The organism is Salinactinospora qingdaonensis, from assembly GCF_039539445.1.
In the GTDB taxonomy this organism is placed as follows: domain Bacteria; phylum Actinomycetota; class Actinomycetes; order Streptosporangiales; family Streptosporangiaceae; genus Salinactinospora; species Salinactinospora qingdaonensis.
Genome location: NZ_BAABDD010000002.1, coordinates 191,949 through 216,448 on the forward strand (window position 1 = coordinate 191,949; position 24,500 = coordinate 216,448).

The window sequence follows — 24,500 nt, forward strand, 5'->3', positions numbered from 1 at the left end:
AAGCGTTTTGGCCGCGTTTGCCGCGCTCGCTGGATTGGCTGGGAACGGTACCGCGCGCGACGCTCACACCATCTGCTTCGCTCGTGCTACGCATGCCGCCCGCAAGCTTTGCTATTCCGCATCGGCAACAACACGATTTAATAACTTAATCCGGTGTAGTCACCTGAGTCAGCCTTCCGCGCGGGGTACTCTCAAGTGATTTACATCACTTACGGGGAATTTATCGCTGAACTGGGTTTAAACGCGAGACCAAGAGACGCCGATTTTGCCGAGGGGTTAGCCGGACTGCTTGGCGGCCTCGCGCAGCGCCGCGCTGAGCGGTCCCGCCGTGAGATCGATCTGCCATTGCCGGGCGTTGTGCGCGCGCAGGTGCTCGGCCACGGCGGCCTCGTCGGCGGGCTGCGGGGGTGACCACGCCAACCGCCGCACCGCGTCGGGCTGGAGCAGGTTCTCAGTGGGCATCGTGATCTGCTCGGCGACCGCTCCCACCGCGGCCCGAGTGGCCTCCAGCCGCTTGGCCGCTGCCGGGTCCCGGTCGGCCCACCGGTTGGTCGCGGGGGGACCGTCGCCTGGTGCGCTGGGTTGCGGCAGCTCCTCGGCGCGCATGTCGCGCACCCGGTTGATGGCCTTGATCCACGTCGTCACATAGCGTCGGGCCAGCCGCACGCTAAACGGTTTCAGTTCGGCTAGCTCTTCGGGGGTGCGCGGCATGGCCATCGCCGCTTCCACGATCCCGGAGTCGGGCACCACGCGACCGGGGGAGAGATCACGTTCGCGGGCGACGCGGTCGCGTTCCTGCCACAGCTCACGCACCACCCCCAGCCCCCGCTGGTTGCGCACCTTGTGAATGCCGGAGGTGCGCCGCCACGGATCGGGGCGCGGCTCCTTGGGGGGCGCTGTCAGCACAGCGGCGAACTCCTCGTGGGCCCATGCGAGCTTGCCGGCCTCGTCGAGTTCGACTTCGAGGGCGTCGCGCAATTCGACCAACACCTCGACGTCCAACGCCGCGTAACGCAGCCAGTCTTCCGGCAGGGGGCGCAGCGACCAGTCCACTGCCGCGTGTTCTTTGGCCAGGCGCATACCGAGAATCCGCTCGACCAGCGACCCCAGGCCCACGCGCTGGTAGCCCAGCAGCCGTCCGGCCAGCTCAGTGTCGAAGAGACGGGCGGGACGCAAGTTCACTTCCGCCAAACAGGGCAGATCCTGATGGGCGGCGTGGAGCACCATCTCGGTGTCGCCTAGCGCCGCACCGAGCTCTGCAAGGTCGGGGCAGGCGATCGGGTCGATCAGCGCCGAGCCGGCCCCCGCTCGGCGCAACTGCACCAGGTAGGCACGCTGACCGTAGCGGTACCCCGAGGCCCGCTCCGCATCCACGGCCACCGGCCCCGTCCCGGCGGCGAAGTCGCTCACCACCCGCGCCAGACCCGCGGGATCGCCCACGACGGGCGGCAGTCCCTCTCGGGGTTCACGCAGGAGAGGGACGTCCTCCTCTTGCACCGCACTGTCGTTGGGGCGGACCGGGGATGCTTCGGGATCGTCTGTCTTGGAGTTCACCAGATACCTTTCGACAACGCCCCGACCGGGAAAGCCGGGGGAGGAATCGGACTCCTGTGAAGTAGGTCGGCTAAGCACGCCACTTCACGGTTTGTCGCGGCAGGATAGGCGCCGGCGAGCCGGCCTCAACTCAATGGCCACACCCAGAACCACCCTCGCGTCTGTACGGTCGCCAGGCGGAAAGGGGACCGGCCATCGGTACAGGTAATGGCGGAGGAGGCGTAAGACGGTCCGGCATGACGGGGGCGGCTGCTTGCCGCCACGCGGGAACCCGGGTCCGCCAAGGCAACGACCCCCGCGCGTTGGCGCGGGGAGAAGTCAACACGTTCGCCACGACTCCACGGTAAGCCGTCGTGGCAGCGGGGCGTAGGCCCGGGACCGGCCACAGCCGTCTCCGCTGCCGCTCACGGGTGCCGGTTGTGCACCGGCGGTACGCCTGGCAGGGCAGCAGGTCCTGCCAGCCCCGGGCCGTAGTCGCCGCAGTCGGATATGACCGGACCTGGCCAGAGCGGTCCGCCGCAGCGGGGCGCTGCGGCTGTCCTCAGCTCTCTTGGCGCGGCCGGTGTTGGGATATGTCGGTGACATCCACCGGCGGCAACCCGGCGGCCGAAGCTAGCAGGGCCAGCCAGGCGGCCATGTGCGCCGACAGATCCTCCCCGGTGGGCGACCACGAGGCACGCAACTCCACCTCGGTGGTCGTCGGCTCCTCAGCCTTGGCCCCAAACCCCTCGCTCGTCGCCCGCGTCACCGTGCCACTCAGCGCCGTCTGCTCGGCGCCGTGTTCGGCCAGCGCCTCGGTCAGCCAACTCCACGCCACCTGGCCCAACAGGGGGTCGGCGGCCATCTCCGGCTCCATCTCAGCCCCTACGTAGGCGACCACCCGAAACGGGCCGGGCCAGTCTCGGGTACCTCCCGGATCGTAGAGCACGATCAGGCGGCCCAGCGCGACGTCTTCGGCGTCGCGGTGACTCACGCGCGCCGACAGGGCCGCGGCGTGCGGAGCGAGCCGCTGCGGAGCGGGGATCTCTTCGACGACGACTTCGGGTCGCGGCACTGGTGCGTACAGGCTCTCGACCGCCCGCCGGAACGTGGGAGGAGCGTCATCGACCCTACCGAGAGGGGGCATGGTGGAAACGTCAGCCTTAATCTTTCGAATCGCCACTTCGCGCCCAGGGCCGTGGAACCACCGACCCGTCCCTGCCGGGCGGCGACCGCGAACCGCTTCGTCATCAGCCGACCGGGGGACACACGGACAGCGCCGTGGTGGCCACACTGCCGTGCGCCGGCACGATGACGGGCGCTCCACCGACGGTGACACGAGTTCGCGCCAACCCCACGGAGCTTTCTCGGCGTGTCGGGGTTTTGTGATGATCTTGGAATAGCCGGTATGACCGGCCCGTTACTAGCTGGTCCGAAGCTGTCCGAACCACCCTGCGCGCATTCGGCGGCCCCTCAGCACAGCAGTGCTCTCGCCGTCATGGCGGCAGTTGCGGAGAACCTCACCACCGGCCCCTGCCGCCACGCCGGGGCCCGATCTGCGGCCTTCGGGACCGCTCGCTTCCGCAGCGTGGCACGATCAGAGATGTGACGCTGCAAGACTCTCCTTTTCTGCGAGCCTGCCGACGCCTACCGGTGGCCCATACACCAGTGTGGTTCATGCGCCAGGCAGGGCGTTCGCTACCCGAATACCGTAGGGTCCGCGCCGACGTTCCGATGCTGGAGGCGTGCGCGCGCCCCGACATGATCGTGGAAATCACGATGCAACCGGTGCGCCGTTACGCTGTCGACGCCGCCATCTATTTCAGCGACATCGTCGTGCCGCTCAAGGCGATCGGAATCGACCTCGACATTAAGCCCGGAGTCGGGCCCGTCGTGGCCGACCCCGTACGGGAGGCCGGCGACATCAAGCGGCTGCGCACTCTCGAACCCGAGGACGTTCCGTTCGTCACCGAGGCTGTGGGCGCGCTCACCGCCGAGTTGGGCCAGCGGCCACTGATCGGTTTCGCCGGCGGTCCCTTCACCCTCGCCTCCTACCTTGTCGAGGGCGGCCCGTCGAAGAACCACGAACGCACCAAAGCGCTGATGTATGGCCAGCCCGAACTATGGGCCGAGCTCATGGAGCGGCTTTCGGCCATCACCCTTCAGTTCCTCCGCACCCAGGTCCTCGCGGGCGCCAGCGCCGTCCAGCTTTTCGACTCCTGGATCGGTGCGCTCAGCGCCGATGACTACCGCGAGTCGGTGCTTCCCTATGCTTCGTGGATCTTCGAGCACCTCGCCGACGTGGGGGTGCCCCGGATTCACTTCGGTGTGGGCACCGGGGAACTGCTCGGTCTACTCGGCGAGGCCGGTGCCGACGTCGTCGGGGTCGACTGGCGGGTTCCCCTGGACGCAGCCGCGTCGCGGATTGGTCCCGGTATCGCGGTGCAGGGCAACCTTGACCCGGCGACCCTGTTCGCTCCCTGGGATGTGGTGGCCCAGCGGGCCGGCCGGGTCCTCTCGCAAGGCACCGCCGCCGAGGGCCATATCTTCAATCTCGGCCATGGTGTCCTGCCGGAGACCTCACCCGACGTCCTCGCCCGTCTCACTGACTTCGTGCACGAACACAGCGTGCGCTAGCTCGGCGGCGCTTGCTCGTGGCGAGCCAGAGCGCGGTAGTCCGGAGCGGGAGCGGGCCGGTGCCAGCAGCCGGTTCCCCAGAGCAGATTTCGGGGACGCGCCGGGGCAGGGCTTTCCTCGTGTCACTGGAGAACCGGCCGATCCGGCGCGCACCGCTTGTCCGCCGCCGGGAGCGGCACTGGGTAGCATAACGGTCAGGACGGGGAACGCTCCGCGTCGGCTCCACCGTCCTCGGCGGTGCCGTCAGCCGTTGCCGCCGAACCGGGGTCCCCGTCGGCTCCGGCTGCGGCCGTTTCAGTGGTCTCGGCCGAGCTGGCGTGGCCGGCAACGGTCGCGGCTCCACCGTGCCTGCGACGGCGCAGCAGGAGCCACCCCGGAACCGCCACCGCTGCCAGGATCGCCAAAAACGGCAGCGACCAGCCCAGCGCGACCGCCAGCGTCGCGCCGACGGTGACCAAGGCGCGCCACCCCTGGAGCAGCCCGCCGAGGAAGCCGATGGAGTCGCTGTCCTCGGCGGCGGGGATGTAGGAGTCGGGCAGGAGCAGTTCCAGACGTACGGTCCCGTAGTCGGTCTGGCTGGCCAGGGTCTGCTGTCGGGCCAGTAGCGCCTCCAGATCCGCCTGCCGGTTGGAGATCTCGCGCTCGATGGAGAGGATGTCCTCCACCGACTCGGCCTCGTCGAGGAGCTCCCGCAGCCGCTCTAGGGAGGCCTCTGCCGACTCCACTCGGCTGTCGACGTCGGCGACCTCTTCGGTGACGTCCTGCTCGTTGCGGTCGAGGTTGACGCGCTCTCCCAGAGCCGACAGGTCCTCCAGCGCAGCGTCGTAGCTGTCCACGGGAACCTTCACCACCAGGTTCGCCTGAGGCGCCGCGCCCGTGGCGGCGGACACGTGTTCCGCGGAGATGTAGCCGCCTGCGTCGGTGACCTCTCGCTTCGTCGCCTCCACTGCCTTCTGGATGTCGTCGACCTCGACTGTGAGGTCGGCAGTGTGAATCACCTCACGGTCCGTTACCTCCACGTCGGAATTGGCGATGGTGTCGCCGTCTTCGGCGACCGCAGCATCCTCCTCGGCAGCCATAGCTCCGGCATCGTCGGCACCGTTGCGGGCCTTGTCTTGCAGCGCGGATCGTTCCACCGCTCCGCTGGAGCTATCACCTTGTTCCGCGCAGCCGGTCACCAGCCCGAGAACGAGCAGCGTGGTCGGCACCGAGGCGACGAGGGGCAGGAGCGCGCCGCGCGCCCCTCGCGGGGCGCGGCGCTGGTTCAGTGTGGGGTCCATGCCCTTTCGACGGCGACCTCCCCCCTGCCCGTTTCACCTGGCGATAACGTTTGGGTTACCTGAGTTCCCGGAGGATGCTCCGGGAACTCAGGTCGGGGAGGAATCCGGCAGTGGGTGGCATGACCGCCTCGGCGCGCGGCAGCGCCGAGGCGCCGGGGCGGCCAGAAGGCCGGGCTCACCCGGGCGACCCTGGCGGCCGGAGTCGGGGAGTTTCGCCGCCAACTGGAGTACAAGGCGCAGCGCTACGGCCGCATGCTGGTGATCGTGGACCGGTGGTTTCCTTCCTCTGCAACCTACTTCGGCGTGTGGGCACCTGCTGGCCGACCTGCCCCTGGCCACCCGTCACGACCGGGGCCGCAGCGCGGCCACGAACATCGGTGCGGCTGGCCGAGCCGCAGCCGGGCACCCCCGGCGATGCCTGTGGAGCCGATGTCAAACGGCACGCGACCCCCGTCCGCAACCGGCAACGAAGCAGGAAACCCCCGCGAGGAGTGGACTGCCCTCCCCACAGGAAGAGAGGAAGCCAAATTCCCTACTAGGCGTTGGCCGAGGCGGGCGGCGGTGGCAGAGGTTGCCGCCCGTGCCGAGCCCCTCGGTCGCGCGAAGGGCCAGACCCACCGGCGGCACGGCCATACGCACAATGGCGCCTCCATGCCGCGGCGCGCGGCTGCCTGCCGCCCCAGCACCGGCAAAGCAAGGGCGGAGTCGCGCATCCTCACACGTCTGCGAAGCTGGGAACCATGGAACGGCGCAGCAGTGACCGACAGGTCAACGATTCGGGAACCGAATTCCCCACCGCCTCCCACTCCGGCAGAGGGCAGCGCCCGCACGCCGTAGTCATCGGCGGCGGTGTCGCCGGACTGACCGCCGCCCACCGGTTGAGCCGGGCCGGAGTGGCCGTCACCGTCGCTGAGGGCGCGCCGCGCGTGGGCGGCAAAATCGGCTCGATCAGCGTGGCCGGTGTCGACGTCGACAGCGGAGCCGAGTCCCTCCTGGCCCGCAGGCCCGAGGCGCTGCGCCTCATCGCCGATCTCGATATCGAAGACCGCATCACCTATCCGGCGACCACAACCTCCCGGATCTACAGCCGCGGCGCCCTGCGCGCCTTCCCGCAAGGCCAGGTGATGGGGGTCCCTGGCGACATAGCGGCCCTGGCGCGCAGCAAAGTGGTGTCGTGGCGAGGGGCGCTACGCGCAGCCCGCGACCTGATCTGGCCCGCCAGCCCGACCTCCGGCGATGTCTCCGTGGCCTCCTACGTCGGCAAGCGCATGGGCGCCGAGGTGGTACAGCGTCTGGTCGAGCCGATGCTCGGCGGTGTCTACGCCGGCCGCGCCGACCGTCTCTCCCTGGCGGCCACCCTGCCCCAACTGGCGCCCACGGCGCTGCGGCAGCGCTCGTTGGCGCTGGCGGCGCGCGAGGTCAAAGCCACGCAGGCCGCCGCCAGCGACCCACAGCGCCCCGTGTTCGCGACCCTGCGCGGCGGCGTGGCCGAACTCGTGGCCGCACTGGGCTCCTCCGACGGGTCCGCCGCGCCCGTCACCATCGAGACCTCGACCACGGTGCGGGAGCTGCGTCGCCTTGGCCGCCAATGGCGGCTCACGGTCGGTCCCGCCAGCGACCCCCGCACCGTCACCACCGACGCCGTCGTCCTCGCCTGTCCAGCGCCCTCCGCCACTCGCCTGCTCACCGGTATCGCCCCGCCCGCCGCCGCCGAACTCGCCGATATCGACTACGCCAGCATGGTCGTGGTCACCCTCGCTCTGCGCCGGTCGGCCTTCCCCGTGCCGCCCACCGCCAGCGGTTTCCTCGTGCCGGCCCGCGAGGGGCTGGCTATCAAGGCCGCGACCTTCAGTAGCGTGAAATGGCCGTGGTTGGCCGAGGAGCTGCGCGCCGCCAACCCCACCGACGACCTGATCCTGCTGCGCTGCTCGATCGGGCGGGTGGGCCAGACCGCCCTGCTCCAGCGCTCCGACGAAGAACTGGTAGACCTTGCCGTGCGCGATCTGGGCACCGTCTGCGGGATCACCGAGCCCCCTGTGGACCAGCGGGTCACCCGGTGGGGCGGCGCGCTGCCCCAGTACGACGTCGGTCATCTCGACCGGGTCGCGCGTGTCCAGGCGGCGTTGGCCGAACACCCCACCCTGGAGGTGTGCGGCGCGGCCTACAACGGCGTGGGCATCCCCGCCTGCGTCGCCAGTGCCGAGGAGGCGGCGCTGCGGGTCGCCAACGAACTGGGACCGCGGGTCGGACAAACGTGAGCCCACCGCCCCCGCGTCCGGCCGGCGAAGCCCGAGCAAGCAGGAAACCAGCACAAAACACAGACAAGGGAGTCATACGTGGCCAACGAACACACCAACAACGGTGCGGCCGCCCCCGAGGAGCTCAACGCGCTCATCCGCTACACCATGTGGTCGGTGTTCAAGGTCGGTGATCTCGTCGACCTCGACCGCCGCAGCGCAGCCCACGAACTCACCCAGTTGATCGACGGTGCGGCGCACAAGGGGGTCACCACCCGCGGGGTCTACGACATCCAGGGGTTCCGCGCCGACGCCGATGTGATGTTCTGGTGGATCGCCGAATCCCCCGACGCCCTCCAAGAGATGTATGCGGGGTTTCGCCACACCAGCGTGGGCCGGCTCAGCTCTCCGGTGTGGTCGGCCATGGGCCTGCACCGTCCGGCCGAGTTCAACCGCAGCCACGTCCCCGCGTTCCTCGCGGGGGAGGAGCCCCACGACTACCTGTGTGTCTACCCGTTCGTGCGCTCCTACGAGTGGTACCTGCTGCCCGCCGAGGAGCGCCGCGACATGCTCGCCGAGCACGGCCGCATGGCCGCCGGCTACCGTGACGTGCGCGCCAACACCGTCTCCAGCTTCGCACTGAGCGACTACGAGTGGCTGTTGGCCTTTGAAGCCGCCGAACTGCACCGCATCGTCGACCTGATGCGCCATCTGCGAGGCGCGGCGGCCCGTCGCCACACCCGGCTCGAAATCCCCTTCTACACCGGTCGCAGGCGCGGCGTAGCCGAACTACTGGAGAACCTCTAGCGCGGCGGTCACCGCAGCAATAACCCCGGGGACCTCGCCCTCAAGCGGGTGGCTCGACCAGGGCCCCGGCGTCCTCGCGAGCGCAGGGCACGTCCACCGGCCGCGACCCGTGTCGGGCCGGTGGCGAGCAGTGCGGCTCAACTTTCGCGCACCGCGCTCCACGCCACGTTGTCCTCGGTTTCATCTCGCGCCTGGCGTCGCGTTACCAGCACGTAGCCCGGGATGGTCAGGATCAGGACAAACAGAAGACTGGAGCCGGAGTACAGGAGAGCTTCTCCCGCGGGGGCGTCGATCGCCCAAGCGGTCAGGCAGCCAACGCTTCCCACGATCCACACCAGGATCGCTATGGCGAGCCGGCCGCGCGGCTTGGGGTACTCCACCCGGCTGACCATGAGCCACGCGACCGTCAAGATGGCGGCTATGCCCAGGTAGGCAGGTGGGTCAAGCAGGACGACGGTAATGACCGCCATGGCCCCGAACGGGCTAGGGAGCCCGGTGAAGTAGCGTGCGCAGGGAGGTTGGCAGGAGAATCGCGCTAACCGTACGACCACGGCCAGCAGTACGGCCGCGGCGGCGACCATCGCTAACGCGCCTCGGGGGAGTGTGGTCGCCCACGCGACGACGAAGAAGGCCGGAGCGAAGCCGAAACTGATGACGTCGGCGAGGTTGTCCAGTTCCGCCCCCATGCCGCTGCCGCCGAGCTTGCGCGCGACCCGGCCGTCGAAGAGGTCGCAGACTGCCGCTGCCAGGAGCAGGATGACCGCAGTCGCGAGATGGCCACGCTGGAGTGGTCCCTCGATCCCCGGGGGGAGTTGACTCAACTGCGCGCTGGCCAACTGCCACACGGCCATAAAGCCACACAGGGCGTTACCGAGGGTGAAGTAGTCGGCTAGCGCGAGGCGCGTCTGTGGTTGCGGCCCACCCCCGGGGGAGTCCGCCGACCCGTGGTCGCCGTCCACAGCGTCGACGGACGGGGGCCCGGATCTGAGTGGCGCGACCGCGGCCGGCTCAGTCCCGGTCGAGGCGGGTTTTCCCAGCCTGAACCTGCTGCCCGACTTCCACACCCGGCGCGATCCCGGCGGGCAGGTAGACGTCGACCCGGGAGCCGAACCGGATGAGGCCGATCCTCTCGCCCTTTTCCGCCTTCTGCCCGACGCTGAGATAGCAAACGATGCGCCGGACCATCGCCCCGGCGATTTGAATGACCGTGACCTCACCGATCTCGGTTTCAAGGGTCCAAATGACGCGCTCATTACGCTCGCTGTCCTTGTCGAATGCCGGCCGGAAACCCCCGGAACGGTGCTCCACACCGATGACCGTCCCGGCTATAGGGGCCCGGTTGACGTGGACGTTCAACGGGTTCATGAAGACGGCCACCCGCGTTCGGCCGTCGGGCTGGGCGTCGACGCTTTGCACGACGCCATCGGCTGCGCAGAGAACGCGCCCGTTCCCCGGTTCGCGATCAGGGTCGCGGAAGAACCACGCCATCGCCGCGGCGGTCGCCACTGCCGGTACCGCCAGCGCGGTGCCCAGGCGTGAACCCCGCCCAGCGAGCACGGCGGCCCCTGCGACCGCACACGTCGGGATCAGCCAGGGCGCCGAACCGCGTGCCATGCGCACACGCGCACGAAAAGGGGCGGAGTGAGAGTCATCGGTCATGGAGAGCTTTCATAGCGCCGGATGGAGTCGAAGGCCGCGGCGGAGAAGGTGATGGGCCAGGATGCTACGACACCGCGTCCTCAGTCTCCAGAGTCAGAGCCACGGAGTTGATGCAATAGCGGGCGTCGGTGGGGGTCGGGTACCCCTCTCCGTAGAAGACGTGGCCAAGGTGGGAGTCACAGCGGGCGCAGCGCACCTCGGTACGGGTCATACCCAGTGACGTGTCTTCGTGCAAGGTCACCGCTGAACTGTCGGAGGGATCGTAGAAGCTCGGCCAGCCACAGTGCGACTCGAACTTCTCCTGTGACCTGAACAGTTCGTGACCACATGCTCGGCATCGGTAGACACCGGTGGTCGTCGTCGATACGTACTCCCCGGTCCACGGCCGTTCGGTGGCCGCTTCCCTCAGCACCGCGTACTCTTCCGGCTCCAGCATGGCACGCCATTGGCGTTCGCTGCGGCGGACTGGCTCGCCAGGATGCGGTTCTCCAGAAAATTCTTCCATATGGCTGACGCTACCCTGATTCATCGCTGTAGTGGCCTCTTGCCCGGACACGCCGGTATCGCCCGTCGTAACCGATCTCTGATTAGTTCGTGTCCGTTTCTTCGCTGTTGGGAAGTTCGTGTTGAGCAGGGTTGGGTAGGCAACATCACAAGGGTCAAAACAGGCGGGAGAGAGTACCATGCTCATCTCGTATCGCGAGCCGGTGGGTTACCGGCGACCGTTACATCTGGGCTGGGCTCGGTATGGCCAACTATGGCTGGAGTATCACGGTAGTCACCTCTGGGAACGGACGCGCCCCGCGGTAGCCGTGGTCGGCGGCGCCACGTGGGAAGTGCGCAGCTTGATCACCGTGAACCTCCACGCCGCCGCAATGGCATTCGACCGCATTCGGCCGCGGCCGCTGGGCGATACCGCCCTGCTGGCGCTGGCCGCGGTCATTGGTGCCATGGCGCTGGCCGTGGCCGCGGTGTTGGGACGCGCCCTGTCGAAGTGGATCATGGCCCCCTCCGAGGACGTGATCCTCGCCGGGGGCGGAGCCATCGCGATAGGGGTAGCTCTCCTCGGGTTGGGGTTCTTGGTGTTTTGCTCCAAGAACCGACACCGTGACCGCCGAGCCCAAGCGGAGAAAGAAACGTACGAATAGGTTCGCCCCTCAACCCCCGGCCCGCCACGGCGGGCCGGGGCCGTCCTCCCCGCCCCGCCGCAGGGACGCTGCACCGCCCGTCGGAACGGTGCCGACGGGCCTGGCCGCTGCGCGCCGGCCGGTTCCTCGTCCGGAGGAGGCACAGCCGTGCCGCTATTCGACCGCCCGAGCCGGTTGCCGCCTCCGCCGATCGTTGTCACGGCCCTCCCGCGTCGCCGGCCGCGGCGATCAGGCGTCGAAGTCGTATTGCAGTACATAGGCGGAGCCGTCAAGGGTCATCTCGGTGAACTCCACCGGGCGCCGCTGTTCGGTCAACGCGGTACGCATCACGTCGAGCACCGGCGTTCCCGGCTCCAGGTGTAGCTGTTCCGACTCCTCCGGGGTCGGCATGCGCACCCGGATCTCCTCGGTGAAATGTGCAGGACCATAGCCGAGTTCGCCGAGCCGAGCGTAGACCCCGCCCGGCCCCGTGTCGGGTTCGGTGATCACTGTGCCGGTCGCCAACTCCACGGGGAGGTACGAGGCCGCCAGTTGCATCGGCCGCTCGTCGAGCAAATGGCGGCGCCGACGTTTGAACACCCGCTCCTGCGCGGCCAGGCTGAGCGCGCGCGCCACGTGTTCGGGCGCGTCGATTTCGGTTACCTCCACCGTGTCCGTTTGGAAGGTCCGCTGCCCGCTGTCGGCTTGCCAGATGGCCCGCCCGTTGCCCCACAGCTCTCGCGACAGGCGCCGTGGCCCGTGGCGTCGCAGCGGGCGAAACGCGCGGACATAGACCCCCGAGCCGCGCACGGCCACCACGACCCCCTCGTGGATGAGCAGGCTCAGCGCCTGCCTTGCCGTGGCTCTGGCCACCCCATACCGTCTCATCAGCTCGTTTTCACCCGGTACCCGGTCACCGTCGGCGAGGCTGCCGGAGGTGATAGCCGAGCGTAGCTCTTCAGCGATTTCTCGGTAGACCGGCGGGGAGCTGTTGTCGGATGTCGGCACTGCATTCATCCTCTCGCCCGGGTTGGACGGTCGCGCGGTGCGAAGCGGCTGCATACGGCGGACCGAAAGCGACGGATCCATTTTCGGATCGAATAGAAAGGATGCCGTAGTGCGCCCTCAATTGGGCTCTCCCGCGCCGGGCCCCACGCATTCTCACGCGATGTCTCACGAACTCCGCGGGTTTTCGACTCACACTTCCGGTATGTCCGGTCGCGGGGTGATTCATGCCTCTCCTGCGGGTGTCTGAATTCAGCTCATTTTATTGACAGCGAGGTCACCGCACCATTGTCCACGATTTTCCCAAGGGTTGCGCCGTTTTCGCCTGTCACAGGAGTATGCGCGGTCAATGCCGCGTATACCGCAAAAACAGGGACCCCTGCGCCTCCAGGACGTGGCTCAGCTCCAGGTCCTGTGTGTGGGAGGGAGTATCGCCGGACACGATCCGTGACGCCGCCGGACCCAACAGGTGCGGGCTCACCGTCAGACACAGCTCGTCCACAAGCCCGGCGGCCGACAGCTCGGCCAGGAGGTGCGGTCCACCCTCACACAGCACCCGGAACAGTCCGCGCGCACCCAGCGCCGCTATGAGCGCTTCGGGATCGACCGATTCCTCGCCTGCCACGACTACCTCAGCGTGCTCGGCAGCGGCCCGCCGCCGTTCAGCTGGCGCTGACTCAGTCGTCACAACGATGGTGCGCGACTCCTCAGGCGCATCGGCCAGCAGCCGCGGATGGATGTTGAGCGTGCGTGTCACTACAGCGATCGGAGGCGTGGTCGCCCGCCCCTCGCGCAGCTTGGCGAAGATCTCCCGCTGGCGCACCGGTCGATAGCCCTCGATGCGGGCTGTGGCCGCCCCGGCCAGTACCACGTCGGCCAGCCCGCGCAGGACCACCAGCATCCTTCGGTCGGCTCGGTCCGACAGCTCGACGGTACGCCCCGACGGCCCCCACGCCGCGCCGTCGGCGCTGGCCACCATGTTGGCCCGCAGCCACGGCCGGTGCCGCGTCTGCGGGTAGGCGTAGGCCGCAGCAACATCGACATCGCCGCAGGGTTCGGGCAGCAGACGGCGAAACGAAGGCGCGGATGCGCTGTCAACGGAACTCATGGGCGTCGAGCTTAAGTCACCCCGAAGGTTTCCTTCCCGCCCCCGTCGACGCGCGCCCCCATGATCTCGCGTGCCCGTATCCGCCGCAGCAACATCAGCGCGTGGTCGACCAGCGCCACCCGACCGGCCGCCCGTACCAGCGGACGATCCTTGACCTCGGGCTCGGCGGTGTCGAGCACGGTCTCCCACGCCGAGCCGTAGGCCTGCCCTGGAACGGTGAAGTCAACGGGCTCGCTGCCGCCGTTGAGCAGCAGCAGGAAGGAGTCGTCGCGTACCTCGCGGCCGTAGGAGTCGGGCTCGGTGATGGCCTCGCCGTTGAGGAAGACCCCTAGGCATCGCTCACCGTTTCCCCAGTCGCCGTCGCTCATCCGCGTGCCGTCGGGACGTAACCACGCGATGTCGCGCATCTCGCCCTTGCCCGGCGCCCTGCCTTGGAAGAACCGGCGCCGTCGAAACACCGGATGCTGGTGTCGCAGCCGCGCCAGACCGCGCACGAACTCCAGCAGCTCCTCCTCGTCGGGACCGAGGTCGTAGTCCATCCACGAGATCTCGTTGTCTTGGCAGTAGGCGTTGTTGTTGCCCTGTTGGGTGCGGCCGATCTCGTCGCCGTGGGACAGCATCGGCACCCCCTGGGACAGCATGAGCGTGGCCAGGAAGTTGCGTCTTTGCCGGCGACGCAGTGCCGTGACGGCCGGATCGTCGGTGGGGCCTTCCACGCCGCAGTTCCACGAGCGGTTGTCGTCGGTGCCGTCCTGGTTGTTCTCGCCGTTGGCCTCGTTGTGCTTGTGGTTGTAGGAGACCAAATCGGCCAGGGTGAAGCCGTCGTGGCAGGTGACGAAGTTGATCGAGGCGAAAGGGCGGCGCCCGTCGGCTTGGTAGAGGTCGGAGGAGCCCGCCAGCCGCGAGGCCAGCTCGGGCACGACGGTGTGGCCGCGCCAGAAGTCGCGGACGGTGTCGCGGTACTTGCCGTTCCACTCGGTCCACAGCGGCGGGAAGTTGCCCACCTGATAGCCCCCGGGGCCGACGTCCCACGGCTCGGCGATCAGCTTCACCTGCGAGATCACCGGGTCCTGCTGCACGATGTCGAAGAACGTGCTGAGCCGGTCGACGTCGTGGAACTCTCGGGCCAGCGCCGAGGCCAGGTCGAAGCGGAACCCGTCGACGTGCATGTCCAGCACCCAATAGCGCAGCGAGTCCATGATGAGCTGCAATGAGTGCGGATAGCGCACGTTGAAGCTGTTGCCGCAGCCGGTGTAGTCGAGGTAGTAGCGCTTATCGTCGTCACGGAGCCGGTAGTAGGTGGGGTTCTCGATCCCCCGCAGCGACAGGGTCGGCCCCATGTGGTCGCCTTCGGCGGTGTGGTTGTAGACCACGTCCAAAATGACCTCGATGCCGGCTTCGTGCAGCGACTTGACCATGCTCTTGAACTCCTGCACCTGAGCGCCGTGCTCGGTGTGGGAGGCGTAGCCGTTGTGCGGGGCGAAAAAGCTCAGCGTGTTGTAGCCCCAGTAGTTCGTCACGCCGCGCGCTACCAGGGCGTGCTCGGGGATGTGCTGGTGAACCGGCATGAGTTCGACGGCCGTGACCCCCAGCGAGGACAGGTAGTCGACCACCAGCGGATGCCCCAACCCGGCGTAGGTGCCGCGTAGCCGCTCGGGCACGCCGGGGTGGCGCATGGTCAGACCACGCACGTGGGTCTCGTAGATGACGCTCTCGTTGTAGGGGATGCGCGGCCGGCTCTCGTTGTCCCAGTCGAAGAAAGGGCTCACCACGACGCATTTGGGCACATGGGCCGCGCTGTCGCTGTCGTTGTACTGGGCGGGGGCCTTGAACCGGTAGCTGAACACCGACTCATGCCAGGTCAGGTCACCGTCGATGGCCTTGGCATAGGGGTCGATGAGGAGCTTGTTGGGGTTGCACCGCAGCCCGCGTTCCGGCTCGTAGGGGCCGTGTACGCGGTAGCCGTAACGCTGCCCGGCTCCGACGCCGGGCAGGTAGCCGTGGTGGACGAACCCGTCGTTCTCGGTGAGTGCGACCCTGGTCTCCGCGCCGGCATCGTCGAACAGGCACAGCTCCACGCGCTCCGCCACTTCGGAGAACAATGAGAAGTTCGTCCCAGAGCCGTCATAGGTCGCACCGAGCGGGTACGGCGCACCGGGCCAGATTTCCACCATGCGTTTCGCTGTCTCTCTCGCTATCACCGTGCGGACGTGGCTGTTGCCGCGCTAACCCGTCACGTAACCATGACTGTCGCGATCGGCACCCGATAGTACGCCCGCCGTGCGTGTCGTAGCCCCGTCATCTCCCCGCCCTGCCCCACCGGGGCGCCGATATTACTCGTGGGGCGACGCCGATTCGTGTCTCTTTTGCTGGGGAGGGCATGCGCGCGACAGTGCGTACCGTAGCGGAGGAATCAACCACTATGGATGAACCGAGAGGAGGCGGGACCATTGTGCGCGGGCATGACAGCTCGCCCTCTGCCGGCGCGACTCCATCGAATCCGTACGTGTGGTGACTCTTGCGCTCCGGCGCTAGGCTCACCTCCGCCATGTGCATAAGCCTGATGAGGGAGGAGCCGTTACAGCCACTGTGGCGCACCGTGCTGGTTACGGCCCTTGCATGAAATCGTGGGCCAGCGAACGGGGAGATTGTGTAACGGCGGTCACAGTGCTGTGGGGGAGACCGTAGGAGAGTCTCAGACCTTCTTGATCATTACTCGCTCATCGCAGAGTTGACTCATGTCATCCACATCGCTGGTAACGAGGATCACCGGGCCGGGTTGTGACAGCGCAGTGGCTGCGACAACTGCGTCAATGGCGTGTTGGTGACCATGTTTGCCTATCTGATCCAGCAGCTCGCTCGCACGTTTGGCGATCTCCAAGGTGACACCGACGACCGTGATCCCGGAAAAGGAGGTAGTCGAGCCTTTTGCGGTCCACTCCCGAGTGCTGGGCCTCAACAACCGTTAGGCTGCTGATCACCATCCCTGGTTTTCGATCTCGGGAATCCTTCAGCCACCAGGTCAACCTCGCATCGCCCGTGAGTAAAAATCCGAGCCCCTCGCAGTCAAGCACCATTGTGCCCGATTAGGGGCCAGGTGAGCTCACACGTTGTTCTCCGTGGGCCACGCTCGGTACCTTTCATTGGCCTCGCGCCACATTTCCGCCGTCTCCTCCGCTAAATGTGCGGGCAGGGGGCCATGCTCGGCTTCGTAGTCCTTGATATAGGTGTCGATGGCATGAGCCCGATGCGCCCATTCGATGTATTCCACGACTTGGCGGCCTACCTCGGCGTCACCGACCTCTGCCCGGATGCTTTCGAAGAGACGACCGGGGGATCAGTACCGGCACATTCTCACCTTCCGGTGATACCCCCGTAGTGTCTTTGGGTGAAGTATCTTCATACATCACTGTCATGCCCTCATTCTTTCACGTACGGTGACGCATCGCTGGTCATCCGCCGCATTCCATCTCCGGAATCAGCCGGTGGTCGCCGGGCGCGGGTGGGCGCGGTCAAGAAGCGCGGCGGTGTCGACGTCGCGGTCCAGCGTGCCGAACGTGTTCCCCCACGCGCCGCCGAGACGGGAGGCGGTGAAAGCCTCGGCGACCGCGCTCGGGGCACGGCGGTACAGCAGCGACGCCTGCAAGCACAGCGTCATCAACTCGGCCAGCCCACGAGCGCGATACTCCACCTCACTGAGGTCGGCCAGTTCGTCGCGGAGCCGCTTGACCGCGGCGTCCAGCCGCGCGTCGGCGCCTTGGGCCAGCGCGATCTCGTCGAGCAGCGCCTCCAGCCCCGCCGGCTCCTTGCCCAGGGCGCGCAGCACGTCCAGCGCCGCCACGTTGCCCGAGCCCTCCCAGATGGAGTTCAGCGGCGACTCCCGGAACAGCCGCGGCATCCCCGACTCCTCCACGTAGCCGTTGCCGCCCAGACACTCCAGTGCTTCGGCGGCGTGGGCCGCGCAGCGCTTGGTCACCCAGAATTTGCCCGCCGCCACCGCCAGCCGCCGCAGCGCCGCCTCGCCGGCGTCACCGCGCACCGCGCGGTCGGCGGCGCCGGCCAGCCGCAGCATGAGCGCCGTCGCGGCTTCTGACTCCAATGCCAGATCGGCCAGCACGTTGCGCATCAGCGGCTGCTCGATCAGCGGCTTGCCGAAGGCGTAGCGTTGGCTGGCGTGGTGCACCGCCTGGGACAGGGCGGCGCGCATGCCCGCGGCTGAACCGATGACGCAGTCCAGCCGGGTGCCGTTGACCATGTCGATGATCGTGGGCACCCCGCGGCCGGCCTCGCCCACGAGCCAACCGGTGGCGCCGTCGTACTCCAGCTCCGCTGAGGCGTTGGAACGGTTGCCCAGCTTGTCTTTGAGGCGTTGGATCAGCAGCGCGTTACGGCTGCCGTCGTCGAGCACACGCGGCACCAGGAAGCACGACAGGCCCTCCGGCGCTTGGGCCAGCGTGAGGAACAGGTCGCCCATGGGTGCGCTGGTGAACCACTTGTGTCCGGTCAGCCGATAGTCGCCGTCGCCGGTGGGCACCGCGCGCGTGGTGTTGGCGCGCACGTCGGAGCCGCCCTGCTTCTCGGTCATGGACATGCCGGCGAGCAGCCCCTGCTTGGTGTGGGGCGGGCGCAGACCGAAGTCGTAGGTGCGCGAGGTCAGCAGCGGTTCGTAGCGTGCGGCCAGTTCGGGGGAGTGGCGCAGCGCGGGGATGAGCGCGTAGGTCATGGACATGGGGCACCCGTGTCCCGCCTCCACCTGCGACCAGACGTAGAACTTGGCCGCCCGTGCCACGTGGGCGCCGGCCCGGTCGTCGGCCCAGGCGGCGGCGTGCAGTCCGTAGTTAACGGCGGTGTCGGTCAGCACGTGCCAGGAGGGGTGGAAGTCGACCTCGTCGACGCGATGACCGTAGCGGTCGTGGGTGCGCAGCGCCGGTTCGTTCTCGTTGGCCTGCTGGCCCCAGCTTTGCGCCCGCGCCGTACCGGCGAGTCGGCCTAGCTCGCGCAGTTCGGGTTCGGCCCACTGCGCCCCTTCCTGGGCCAGGCCGTGCAGCAGCGCGGGATCGGCGGCGACGTCGTGGTCGACCAACGGAGCCGGCTGGTTGACCACCTCGTGTGTGGCGGGCATGTGTGAAGTCCCCCTGACGCGGACGGCCGGTGATGTGGCCCTCAGCCTAGCCGCGGGCCGGTCGCGCCTGAAGGAGGTCTACCGTTTGGGAAACGGGGGAGGCCTGCCCTGAGCCGTCGCCGTGCGACGCGGCGTCGGCTCCGCCCGGGGTGGGGAGTCTTGCCGTGGAGATCCCCGGGGGAGAAGGGGCCTTCGGTACGGGGCCCGCTTGTGGGAGCGGGCATTCCACAACGGTCGTGGCGGTGTCAGGGGGCCGCCGTGTGTTCCACGTGGGGAGTCGCTGCGCGTGCCTCGTCGTAGCGCTGGAGCACGATCGCGGCCAGCTCCGGGCAGTCGCCCAGGGCGGGTGAGACCGCCGCTGCACCGGCCGCATGCGCCTGCTCGGCGATGCGGTCGGCGAAGAAGCCGGGGGCGAGCAGATAGGTCGCCACCGCCACGCGGGCGATACCGACCTCGTGGAGCCGGCGGACCGCGGCGCCCGGCGTGGGCTCGGCCGCCGAGGCGTAGGCCGGCACCACCTGCGACCACGGTCCCCGCTCGGCCAGCCGCTGGGCCATGCTCGCGATGACGGCGTTGGCGTCGGCGTCGCTGGAACCGGCGGCGGCCACCACCAGGCCCGTGCCGGCGTGCCCGGTCACGCCGACCTGCGCCAGCCGGCGTTCAACGCCGGCCGGCAGCAGGGGGTGCGGTCCCAGTGTTGCGCCATAGTGGATGCGCAGCCATGGGTAGGTGGCGCGGATCTGTTCGATGACACCGGGCAGGTCCACCTTGCTGTGGTAAGCCGCGGTGAGCAGAGTCGGCAGGATCACGACCTCTCCAGCCCCGTCGCCGGCCAACTCTTTGACGGCCCGCTGCGGGTCGGGAGTGACGTGATCGAGGTAGGCCACCCGCGCCTCCAGCCCCGGACGCAGGTGGCGGACGCGCGCCACCAGCCGCTCCACGGCCTGGGCGGAGCGCTCATCGGCGCTGCCATGGGCGACCGCGACGAGCGGGACCTCCCGGCTCCCGCCCGCCGGTGCCGTCGCTGTCAAAGATGGATTCCGCACTCGGTCTTACCCATACCGGCCCACCGGCCGCTGCGCGGATCGGCGCCGGCATCGACCCGCTGGGTGCATGGCGCGCACCCGATCGAGGGGTAGCCGTCGTACTGCAACGGATTGACCACGACACCGTGCTCGGCCATGTAGGTGTCGACGTCCTCCTCGGTCCACCGCGCGATGGGGTTGACCTTGACCATCTTCTTGCGAGGGTCCCACTCGACGACGCCGATGTTGCGGCGGCTAGTGGCTTCGTCACGGCGCAGTCCGCTGACCCAGGCGTCATAGGGCTCCAACGCCTGTTGCAGCGGCTCCACCTTACGCAGGTGGCAGCACAGGTTGGGGTTACGGCCGTGCAGCCGGGGGCCGAGGTCGCGGTCCTGCTCGGCCACACTGCGGCTCGGGGTGACGTTGACCAGGTTGATCGGGTAGATCGACGCCACCGCGTCGCGGGTGCCGATGGTTTCGGCGAAGTGGTAACCGGTGTCCAAGAAGATGACATCGATGCCCGGCTTGACCTTGGAAACCAGGTCCACCATGAGCGCATCCGCCATGGAGGAGGTCATGCACAGCTTCTCACCGAAAGTGTCAGCGGCCCACTGGATGATCTCCTGGGCACTTGCCTCCTCCAGTTCGGCTGCCGCTTCCGCGGCCAGAGTCTCACCGTCCAGTGCGACGTTCATGCGTTCTCACCCGTTCCAGAGCCATCGCCGGTACCGGCGATGGAGGCAGTACGTAGTCCAAGGAACTTGACTCGAAACACGCGCGCGCAGGCGCCGCAGGCCCAGGCGTAGCCCGCGCCCGTCTCGCTGTCGCTTTCGTGTGGTCGTAGATCTTCATCCCCGCAGTAGGGGCAGTAGAAGGGAGCCGCGCGTTCGCTCACGCCAGGTTCACCCACCGGTGGTCGCTGTGGCGGCCGATCGTTGCCGGGGTCACTTGAGGTCGCCCTCCTGCGCCCGCGCCGCCCAGGTCGCGAACGCCTCGCCGTCCTCACGCTGCTCAAGGAAGCGCCGCAGCACCCGTTCGATGTAGTCGGGCAGTTCGTCGGCGGTGGTCTTCAGCCCGCGAACCTTGCGGCCGAAGGCCGCGTTGAGTCCCATGCCGCCCCCCAGGTGTACCTGGAACCCTTCGACCTGGTTGCCCTCGCCATCGCTGACGAGTTGCCCCTTCAGTCCGATGTCGGCGACCTGGATACGAGCACACGAGTTGGGGCAGCCGTTGAGGTTGATCGTGACCGGCTCGGGGAAGTCGGGCAACCGGCGCTCCAGTTCGTCGATCAGCGACGCTGCGCGGTCTTTCGTCTCGACGATGGCGAGTTTGCAGAATTCGATGCCGGTGCAGGCCATCGTCTGGCGACGGAAGACGCTCGGCCGCACGCGCAGGTCCTCGCCCTCCAGCGCCGCGACGAGCGAGTCGATCTTGTCCTCGTCGATGTCGAGGATGACCAGTTTCTGGTCGGCGGTGGTACGGATGCGGTCCGACCCGTGCGTCTCGGCGATCTCGGCCACACGAGCCAGCATCTCGCCCGGTGCCCGCCCCACCTTGGGAGCGAACCCGACGTAGTAGCGGCCGTCGCGTTGGCGGTGCACGCCGATGTGGTCGCGCCGCGTGCCGGGGTCGAGTTCGACGGCGGGGCCGTCGGGCAGCGCGTAGCCGAGGTACTCCTTCTCCAGCACCTCGCGGAACTTCTCCGGTCCCCAATCCTTGACGAGGAACTTGATGCGGGCGCGGTGGCGCAGCCGGCGGTAGCCGTAGTCGCGAAAGACCGAGGTGACCCCTGCCCAGACCTCGCTGACCTGGTCGGGGCGGACGAAAGTACCCAGCCGTTGCGCGAACATCGGGTTGGTGGACAGCCCGCCGCCGACGAAGAGGTCAAAGCCGGGAGTGCCGTCGGGGCCGACCACGCCGGCGAAGGCGACGTCGTTGATCTCGTGGTTGGTGCAGTAGGACGAGCACCCCGAGATCGAGGTCTTGAACTTGCGCGGCAGGTTGGAGAACTCGGGGCTGCCGATGTGGTCCTCATAGACCTGGGCGATCTGCTCGCTGGCGTCGATGACCTCGTTCTCGTCGATACCGGCGAGCGGACAGCCCAAGATCACGCGCGGCGCGTCGCCGCATGCCTCGGTCGTCGAAAGGCCGACCGCTTCGAGCTTTTCCCAGATGGTGGGCACATCCTCGATGCGCACCCAGTGCAACTGCACGTTCTGCCGGTCGGTGATGTCGGCAGTGCCGCGCGCGTAGTCCGTGGAGATCTCAGCGATCGTGCGCAACTGCGCGACGCTGAGCTGGCCCCCGTCGATGCGGATACGCATCATGAAGTAACGGTCGTCGAGCTCCTCAGGCTCCAGCACGGCGGTCTTGCCACCGTCGATCCCCGGTGCGCGCTGTGTGTAGAGACCGAACCAGCGGAATCGGCCGCGCAGGTCGGCGGGGTCGATGGAGTCGAAACCGGCCTTGGAGTAAACGTCGATGATGCGCTGGCGGACGTTGAGCCCATCGTCGTTCTTTTTGTTCTCTTCGTTTTTGTTGAGCGGTTCGCGGTAACCGAGAGCCCACTGCCCTTCACCGCGGCGCGGGCGGGACGTCTTGGAGCCGGTCGTTGCGGATGCGGGAGGCATCGCGGAAAGTCCTCCGAGCGGATCGCGGGACGGCGGCCGACATCCGTCCCGCCGCTCCTCGCTCAGGGCACGTCGTCGTGTGCCTCTGCAAGAGGTCGTGGGGAGGCGGGTGATTCAACGTCGGCGCCGCACGTCCCAAATGGTGGGCGGGACAAGATGCGAAACGAGATACGAATCAGCGGCGGAATCAACCGACGTTACGACAGATGGCGCTACGAACCCGAAGAAAGTCTACGTGGCGGCGCACGCAGAGCATGGGGTCCAAAGCGACAGTCATGTAATGACCATGTCATGCGGACTGAACATTTGTCTAGCGTCCCGCGCGGGGTAATGGCGGTGAGGCGTGTCACTTGAAACCCCTAAACCTAACAAACAAAGTAGGGAATAGGGGGTGTTCGCGGGCAGGAGCCAAGACAGGAACGCCCCCTCGGTCGCAGTCGGAGCCAGAGTCAGCGCAGCGCGGCAACCGGTGTCGCATCCGACCGGAGCCGACTTGAGGCACACCGGTACGGGCCCACCCTCGCGGTGGTCGATCGGTGACCCCCGCCTCCACAACCTGCTGGGCCTGTGGACACCTGCTCGCGCACCTCTCCCGGGGCACCCGCTGGTGGACGTGCCCGGACTGCCGCCCCGCCCCGGCCGGGACATTAACGCGGCCACGAACATCGGTGCGGCTGGTCGAGTCACCGCCCGCCACGCGGGCGAGGCCGGTGGAGCCGACGTCAGACGGCACGGGCCCTCCCGTCCGCAACCGGCGACGAAGCAGGAAACCCACCCCGCGAGAGGCGAAATCCCCTCCCGTTAGGAAGAGGAGAAAATCAAGATTCGATGCCGAAACGGTGGCGAAACGCCTGAAATGGCCGGTGAGGCTGCCGCTGACCTGCCTGAGAAGCTACGTTGAAAGCTGTGCAGGCCATGCGAGATCACTGGTACAGGGTGCGTGACATGGCACAGCGATGGCGGCAACGCCATCCGATGGCCGACGCGGCCCTGAGTCTTGTCGCGCGCACCGCCGCCTCCACAGGGCGTACGCGCGTCTCTGGATTGGCGGCCGAGGCGGCGTTCTTCTCACTGCTGTCACTGCCCGCCCTGCTGCTGGGACTCCTCGGCACCCTGGGACACCTCGCCATTGTGATCGGCGAGCAGACCGTGCTACAGATCCGGGCGCAACTGCTCGACACAGCCGCCACGGTACTGACCTCCGACACCGTCGACGCCGTCGTCGCCCCGATGGTCGACGAGTTCCTCAGCGGCGCGCAGGGGAGCGTGCTGTCACTGACCTTCCTCGTGTCGCTGTGGTCGGGGTCGCGCGCGATGAACGTGTTCATCGAAGCCATCACCATCGCCTACGGAGTCTCGGTGCTGCGGGGCTACCTCCGCCGGCGCCTGCTCGCCTTCGTCGCCTACCTTGGCGCTCTCGTGTTCGCGTTGCTCGTACTGCCGATCCTGGTCGCCGGCCCCAACCTGATACGGCAGATCCTGCCGCCAGCCGCCGAGTTGCTCAACCTCGCCTACTGGCCCACCACCGCTGTGCTGTGCCTGCTGTGCCTGGTCGCTCTCTACGCCCTGAGCATCCCGGTGCGGGTCCGCTGGCGGCGCCACCTTCCCGGCGCGCTCCTCGGTGTGGTCATCCTGCTGTTGGGGTCGGCGGCGCTGCGCCTCTACCTCGGCGCCTCCTTTGGACAGACCACGACCTACAGTTCGCTGGCCGCCCCCATCGCCATCCTCGCCTGGTTCTATGTCATCGCCATCGCCGTGCTCGTCGGCGCTGTGCTCAACGCCGAGATCGACGCCATGTGGCCCACCGAGACCACTGCCGTAGCGCGTGCCGAGATCGCCGCCGACCGGCACGCCGACGCCATGCGCATGGTCGAGCGGCGCGAACGCGCCCTCGCCGATTTGGCCGAATCCACCGAAGTCGCCAAGAAAGCCGAATCCACCGAGGAGGCAGCGGAGGCCGAAGCCGCCGGCGAGGTCCGTGGCCGGTCCGCCGCCGGCGGTGAGCCTTCACGCCCCCCGCAGGCTCCCACGGCCGATCCGTCACAGCGCGAGCCGACCGGCACCGGCCGGGACGGCCAGGACGCCGCCTCCGTGACCCGCACCCCCGCTCCGCGCCCTCCCGAAACACCCCCTTCCGAGAACGGTTCTCCCACCGACGGCGACGAGCCCCGGGGGGCGCCCAGCGCGTCCTCGGCAAAGACGCCCAGCCAAGCCGAGCCGACATGGCGACGCCGGGTGAGACGCATCGCACCGCGACGGCGATAGAACAGCCACCGGCCTCTCAGGCATGATCGGTGCTACCGGCGCGCCCACCCCACCCCCGACTCAGC

General features: G+C 68.1%; 22 protein-coding genes. 6 read left to right on the forward strand and 16 right to left on the reverse strand.

Annotated elements, in window-relative coordinates; translation table 11 throughout:
* Positions 1-276 precede the first annotated feature (276 nt).
* Complete coding sequence (locus tag ABD848_RS03070; RefSeq protein ID WP_425567403.1) at positions 277-1,554, reverse strand: ribonuclease D; 1,278 nt, start codon at positions 1,552-1,554, stop codon at positions 277-279.
* A gap of 541 nt (positions 1,555-2,095) precedes the next feature.
* Positions 2,096-2,680 (reverse strand): DUF3000 domain-containing protein, encoded by a 585-nt coding sequence (locus ABD848_RS03075; RefSeq protein WP_344967028.1) that lies wholly within the window; start codon positions 2,678-2,680, stop codon positions 2,096-2,098.
* 521 nt (positions 2,681-3,201) lie between these two features.
* Here ABD848_RS03075 and hemE point away from each other — a divergent pair.
* Positions 3,202-4,170: a uroporphyrinogen decarboxylase gene (gene hemE / locus ABD848_RS03080; RefSeq protein ID WP_344967328.1), complete on the forward strand. Its 969-nt coding sequence runs from the start codon at positions 3,202-3,204 to the stop codon at positions 4,168-4,170.
* Positions 4,171-4,364: 194 nt separating this feature from the next.
* Here hemE and ABD848_RS03085 read toward each other — a convergent pair whose 3' ends face one another.
* Positions 4,365-5,450: a DUF4349 domain-containing protein gene (locus ABD848_RS03085; protein ID WP_344967030.1), complete on the reverse strand. Its 1,086-nt coding sequence runs from the start codon at positions 5,448-5,450 to the stop codon at positions 4,365-4,367.
* Positions 5,451-5,672: 222 nt separating this feature from the next.
* Here ABD848_RS03085 and ABD848_RS24975 point away from each other — a divergent pair, with 222 nt between their 5' ends.
* The 3 genes from ABD848_RS24975 to hemQ all read left to right on the forward strand — a co-directional run bounded on the left by ABD848_RS24975 (position 5,673) and on the right by hemQ (position 8,494).
* The gene (locus ABD848_RS24975; protein ID WP_425567421.1) at positions 5,673-6,287 is read left to right on the forward strand and encodes a hypothetical protein; all 615 of its coding nucleotides are present in this window, start codon (positions 5,673-5,675) and stop codon (positions 6,285-6,287) included.
* Positions 6,191-7,708 carry a protoporphyrinogen oxidase gene (gene hemG / locus ABD848_RS03090; RefSeq protein WP_344967032.1) on the forward strand — a complete coding sequence of 506 codons (1,518 nt, stop codon included), beginning with the start codon at positions 6,191-6,193 and terminating at the stop codon, positions 7,706-7,708. Before ABD848_RS24975 ends, hemG begins: the two co-directional genes overlap by 97 nt.
* Before the next feature lie 147 nt (positions 7,709-7,855).
* Positions 7,856-8,494 carry a hydrogen peroxide-dependent heme synthase gene (hemQ, locus tag ABD848_RS03095; RefSeq protein ID WP_344967330.1) on the forward strand — a complete coding sequence of 213 codons (639 nt, stop codon included), beginning with the start codon at positions 7,856-7,858 and terminating at the stop codon, positions 8,492-8,494.
* 137 nt (positions 8,495-8,631) lie between these two features.
* Here hemQ and pssA read toward each other — a convergent pair whose 3' ends face one another.
* The 3 genes from pssA to msrB form a co-directional block, all read right to left on the reverse strand.
* Complete coding sequence (gene pssA / locus ABD848_RS03100; protein ID WP_344967034.1) at positions 8,632-9,453, reverse strand: CDP-diacylglycerol--serine O-phosphatidyltransferase; 822 nt, start codon at positions 9,451-9,453, stop codon at positions 8,632-8,634.
* Positions 9,454-9,502: 49 nt separating this feature from the next.
* Complete coding sequence (locus ABD848_RS03105) at positions 9,503-10,153, reverse strand: phosphatidylserine decarboxylase (RefSeq protein WP_344967036.1); 651 nt, start codon at positions 10,151-10,153, stop codon at positions 9,503-9,505.
* Between the two features lie 64 nt (positions 10,154-10,217).
* Positions 10,218-10,658 (reverse strand): peptide-methionine (R)-S-oxide reductase MsrB, encoded by a 441-nt coding sequence (gene msrB / locus ABD848_RS03110; protein ID WP_344967038.1) that lies wholly within the window; start codon positions 10,656-10,658, stop codon positions 10,218-10,220.
* Positions 10,659-10,836: 178 nt separating this feature from the next.
* Here msrB and ABD848_RS03115 point away from each other — a divergent pair, with 178 nt between their 5' ends.
* The gene (locus ABD848_RS03115; RefSeq protein WP_344967040.1) at positions 10,837-11,301 is read left to right on the forward strand and encodes a hypothetical protein; all 465 of its coding nucleotides are present in this window, start codon (positions 10,837-10,839) and stop codon (positions 11,299-11,301) included.
* 228 nt (positions 11,302-11,529) lie between these two features.
* Here the strand turns inward: ABD848_RS03115 and ABD848_RS03120 are convergent, their stop codons facing one another.
* From ABD848_RS03120 to ABD848_RS03165, 10 genes are all read right to left on the reverse strand, one after another.
* Positions 11,530-12,288, reverse strand: coding sequence for a GntR family transcriptional regulator (locus ABD848_RS03120; RefSeq protein WP_344967041.1), 759 nt, complete (start codon positions 12,286-12,288; stop codon positions 11,530-11,532).
* 343 nt (positions 12,289-12,631) lie between these two features.
* Positions 12,632-13,393: a pyrimidine reductase family protein gene (locus ABD848_RS03125; RefSeq protein ID WP_344967043.1), complete on the reverse strand. Its 762-nt coding sequence runs from the start codon at positions 13,391-13,393 to the stop codon at positions 12,632-12,634.
* Between the two features lie 11 nt (positions 13,394-13,404).
* Positions 13,405-15,567, reverse strand: coding sequence for a glycogen debranching protein GlgX (glgX, locus tag ABD848_RS03130; protein WP_344967045.1), 2,163 nt, complete (start codon positions 15,565-15,567; stop codon positions 13,405-13,407).
* 521 nt (positions 15,568-16,088) lie between these two features.
* Positions 16,089-16,274, reverse strand: a complete 186-nt coding sequence (locus ABD848_RS03135; RefSeq protein ID WP_344967047.1) for a hypothetical protein — start codon at positions 16,272-16,274, stop codon at positions 16,089-16,091.
* Positions 16,275-16,496: 222 nt separating this feature from the next.
* Complete coding sequence (locus ABD848_RS03140; RefSeq protein ID WP_344967049.1) at positions 16,497-16,664, reverse strand: hypothetical protein; 168 nt, start codon at positions 16,662-16,664, stop codon at positions 16,497-16,499.
* A 207-nt stretch (positions 16,665-16,871) separates the two neighbouring features.
* On the reverse strand, positions 16,872-18,515 hold the full coding sequence (locus ABD848_RS03145) for an acyl-CoA dehydrogenase family protein (RefSeq protein WP_344967051.1): 1,644 nt from the start codon (positions 18,513-18,515) through the stop codon (positions 16,872-16,874).
* 245 nt (positions 18,516-18,760) lie between these two features.
* Entirely contained in the window at positions 18,761-19,546 is a 786-nt protein-coding gene (locus ABD848_RS03150; RefSeq protein ID WP_344967053.1) for a sirohydrochlorin chelatase, read from the reverse strand.
* Entirely contained in the window at positions 19,543-20,235 is a 693-nt protein-coding gene (locus ABD848_RS03155) for a phosphoadenylyl-sulfate reductase (protein ID WP_344967054.1), read from the reverse strand. Before ABD848_RS03155 ends, ABD848_RS03150 begins: the two co-directional genes overlap by 4 nt.
* Positions 20,232-20,435 (reverse strand): hypothetical protein, encoded by a 204-nt coding sequence (locus ABD848_RS03160; RefSeq protein WP_344967055.1) that lies wholly within the window; start codon positions 20,433-20,435, stop codon positions 20,232-20,234. Before ABD848_RS03160 ends, ABD848_RS03155 begins: the two co-directional genes overlap by 4 nt.
* A 49-nt stretch (positions 20,436-20,484) precedes the next feature.
* Positions 20,485-22,170: a nitrite/sulfite reductase gene (locus ABD848_RS03165; RefSeq protein WP_344967056.1), complete on the reverse strand. Its 1,686-nt coding sequence runs from the start codon at positions 22,168-22,170 to the stop codon at positions 20,485-20,487.
* A gap of 945 nt (positions 22,171-23,115) precedes the next feature.
* Here ABD848_RS03165 and ABD848_RS03170 point away from each other — a divergent pair.
* Positions 23,116-24,435, forward strand: a complete 1,320-nt coding sequence (locus ABD848_RS03170; protein ID WP_344967057.1) for a YihY/virulence factor BrkB family protein — start codon at positions 23,116-23,118, stop codon at positions 24,433-24,435.
* The last annotated feature ends 65 nt before the right edge of the window (positions 24,436-24,500 follow it).

Excerpts from the sequence above, each read along its gene's own strand:
- ABD848_RS03105 (WP_344967036.1), bottom strand. The coding sequence starts at position 10,153 with ATGACCGATGACTCTCACTCCGCCCCTTTTCGTGCGCGTGTGCGCATG.
- ABD848_RS03155 (WP_344967054.1), bottom strand. The coding sequence starts at position 20,235 with ATGAACGTCGCACTGGACGGTGAGACTCTGGCCGCGGAAGCGGCAGCC.
- hemG (WP_344967032.1), top strand. The coding sequence starts at position 6,191 with ATGGAACGGCGCAGCAGTGACCGACAGGTCAACGATTCGGGAACCGAA.
- hemQ (WP_344967330.1), top strand. The coding sequence starts at position 7,856 with ATGTGGTCGGTGTTCAAGGTCGGTGATCTCGTCGACCTCGACCGCCGC.
- glgX (WP_344967045.1), bottom strand. The coding sequence starts at position 15,567 with ATGGTGGAAATCTGGCCCGGTGCGCCGTACCCGCTCGGTGCGACCTAT.
- ABD848_RS03125 (WP_344967043.1), bottom strand. The coding sequence starts at position 13,393 with ATGAGTTCCGTTGACAGCGCATCCGCGCCTTCGTTTCGCCGTCTGCTG.
- ABD848_RS03170 (WP_344967057.1), top strand. The coding sequence starts at position 23,116 with ATGGCACAGCGATGGCGGCAACGCCATCCGATGGCCGACGCGGCCCTG.
- msrB (WP_344967038.1), bottom strand. The coding sequence starts at position 10,658 with ATGGAAGAATTTTCTGGAGAACCGCATCCTGGCGAGCCAGTCCGCCGC.
- ABD848_RS03165 (WP_344967056.1), bottom strand. The coding sequence starts at position 22,170 with ATGCCTCCCGCATCCGCAACGACCGGCTCCAAGACGTCCCGCCCGCGC.
- ABD848_RS03075 (WP_344967028.1), bottom strand. The coding sequence starts at position 2,680 with ATGCCCCCTCTCGGTAGGGTCGATGACGCTCCTCCCACGTTCCGGCGG.
- ABD848_RS03085 (WP_344967030.1), bottom strand. The coding sequence starts at position 5,450 with ATGGACCCCACACTGAACCAGCGCCGCGCCCCGCGAGGGGCGCGCGGC.
- ABD848_RS03115 (WP_344967040.1), top strand. The coding sequence starts at position 10,837 with ATGCTCATCTCGTATCGCGAGCCGGTGGGTTACCGGCGACCGTTACAT.
- ABD848_RS03145 (WP_344967051.1), bottom strand. The coding sequence starts at position 18,515 with ATGCCCGCCACACACGAGGTGGTCAACCAGCCGGCTCCGTTGGTCGAC.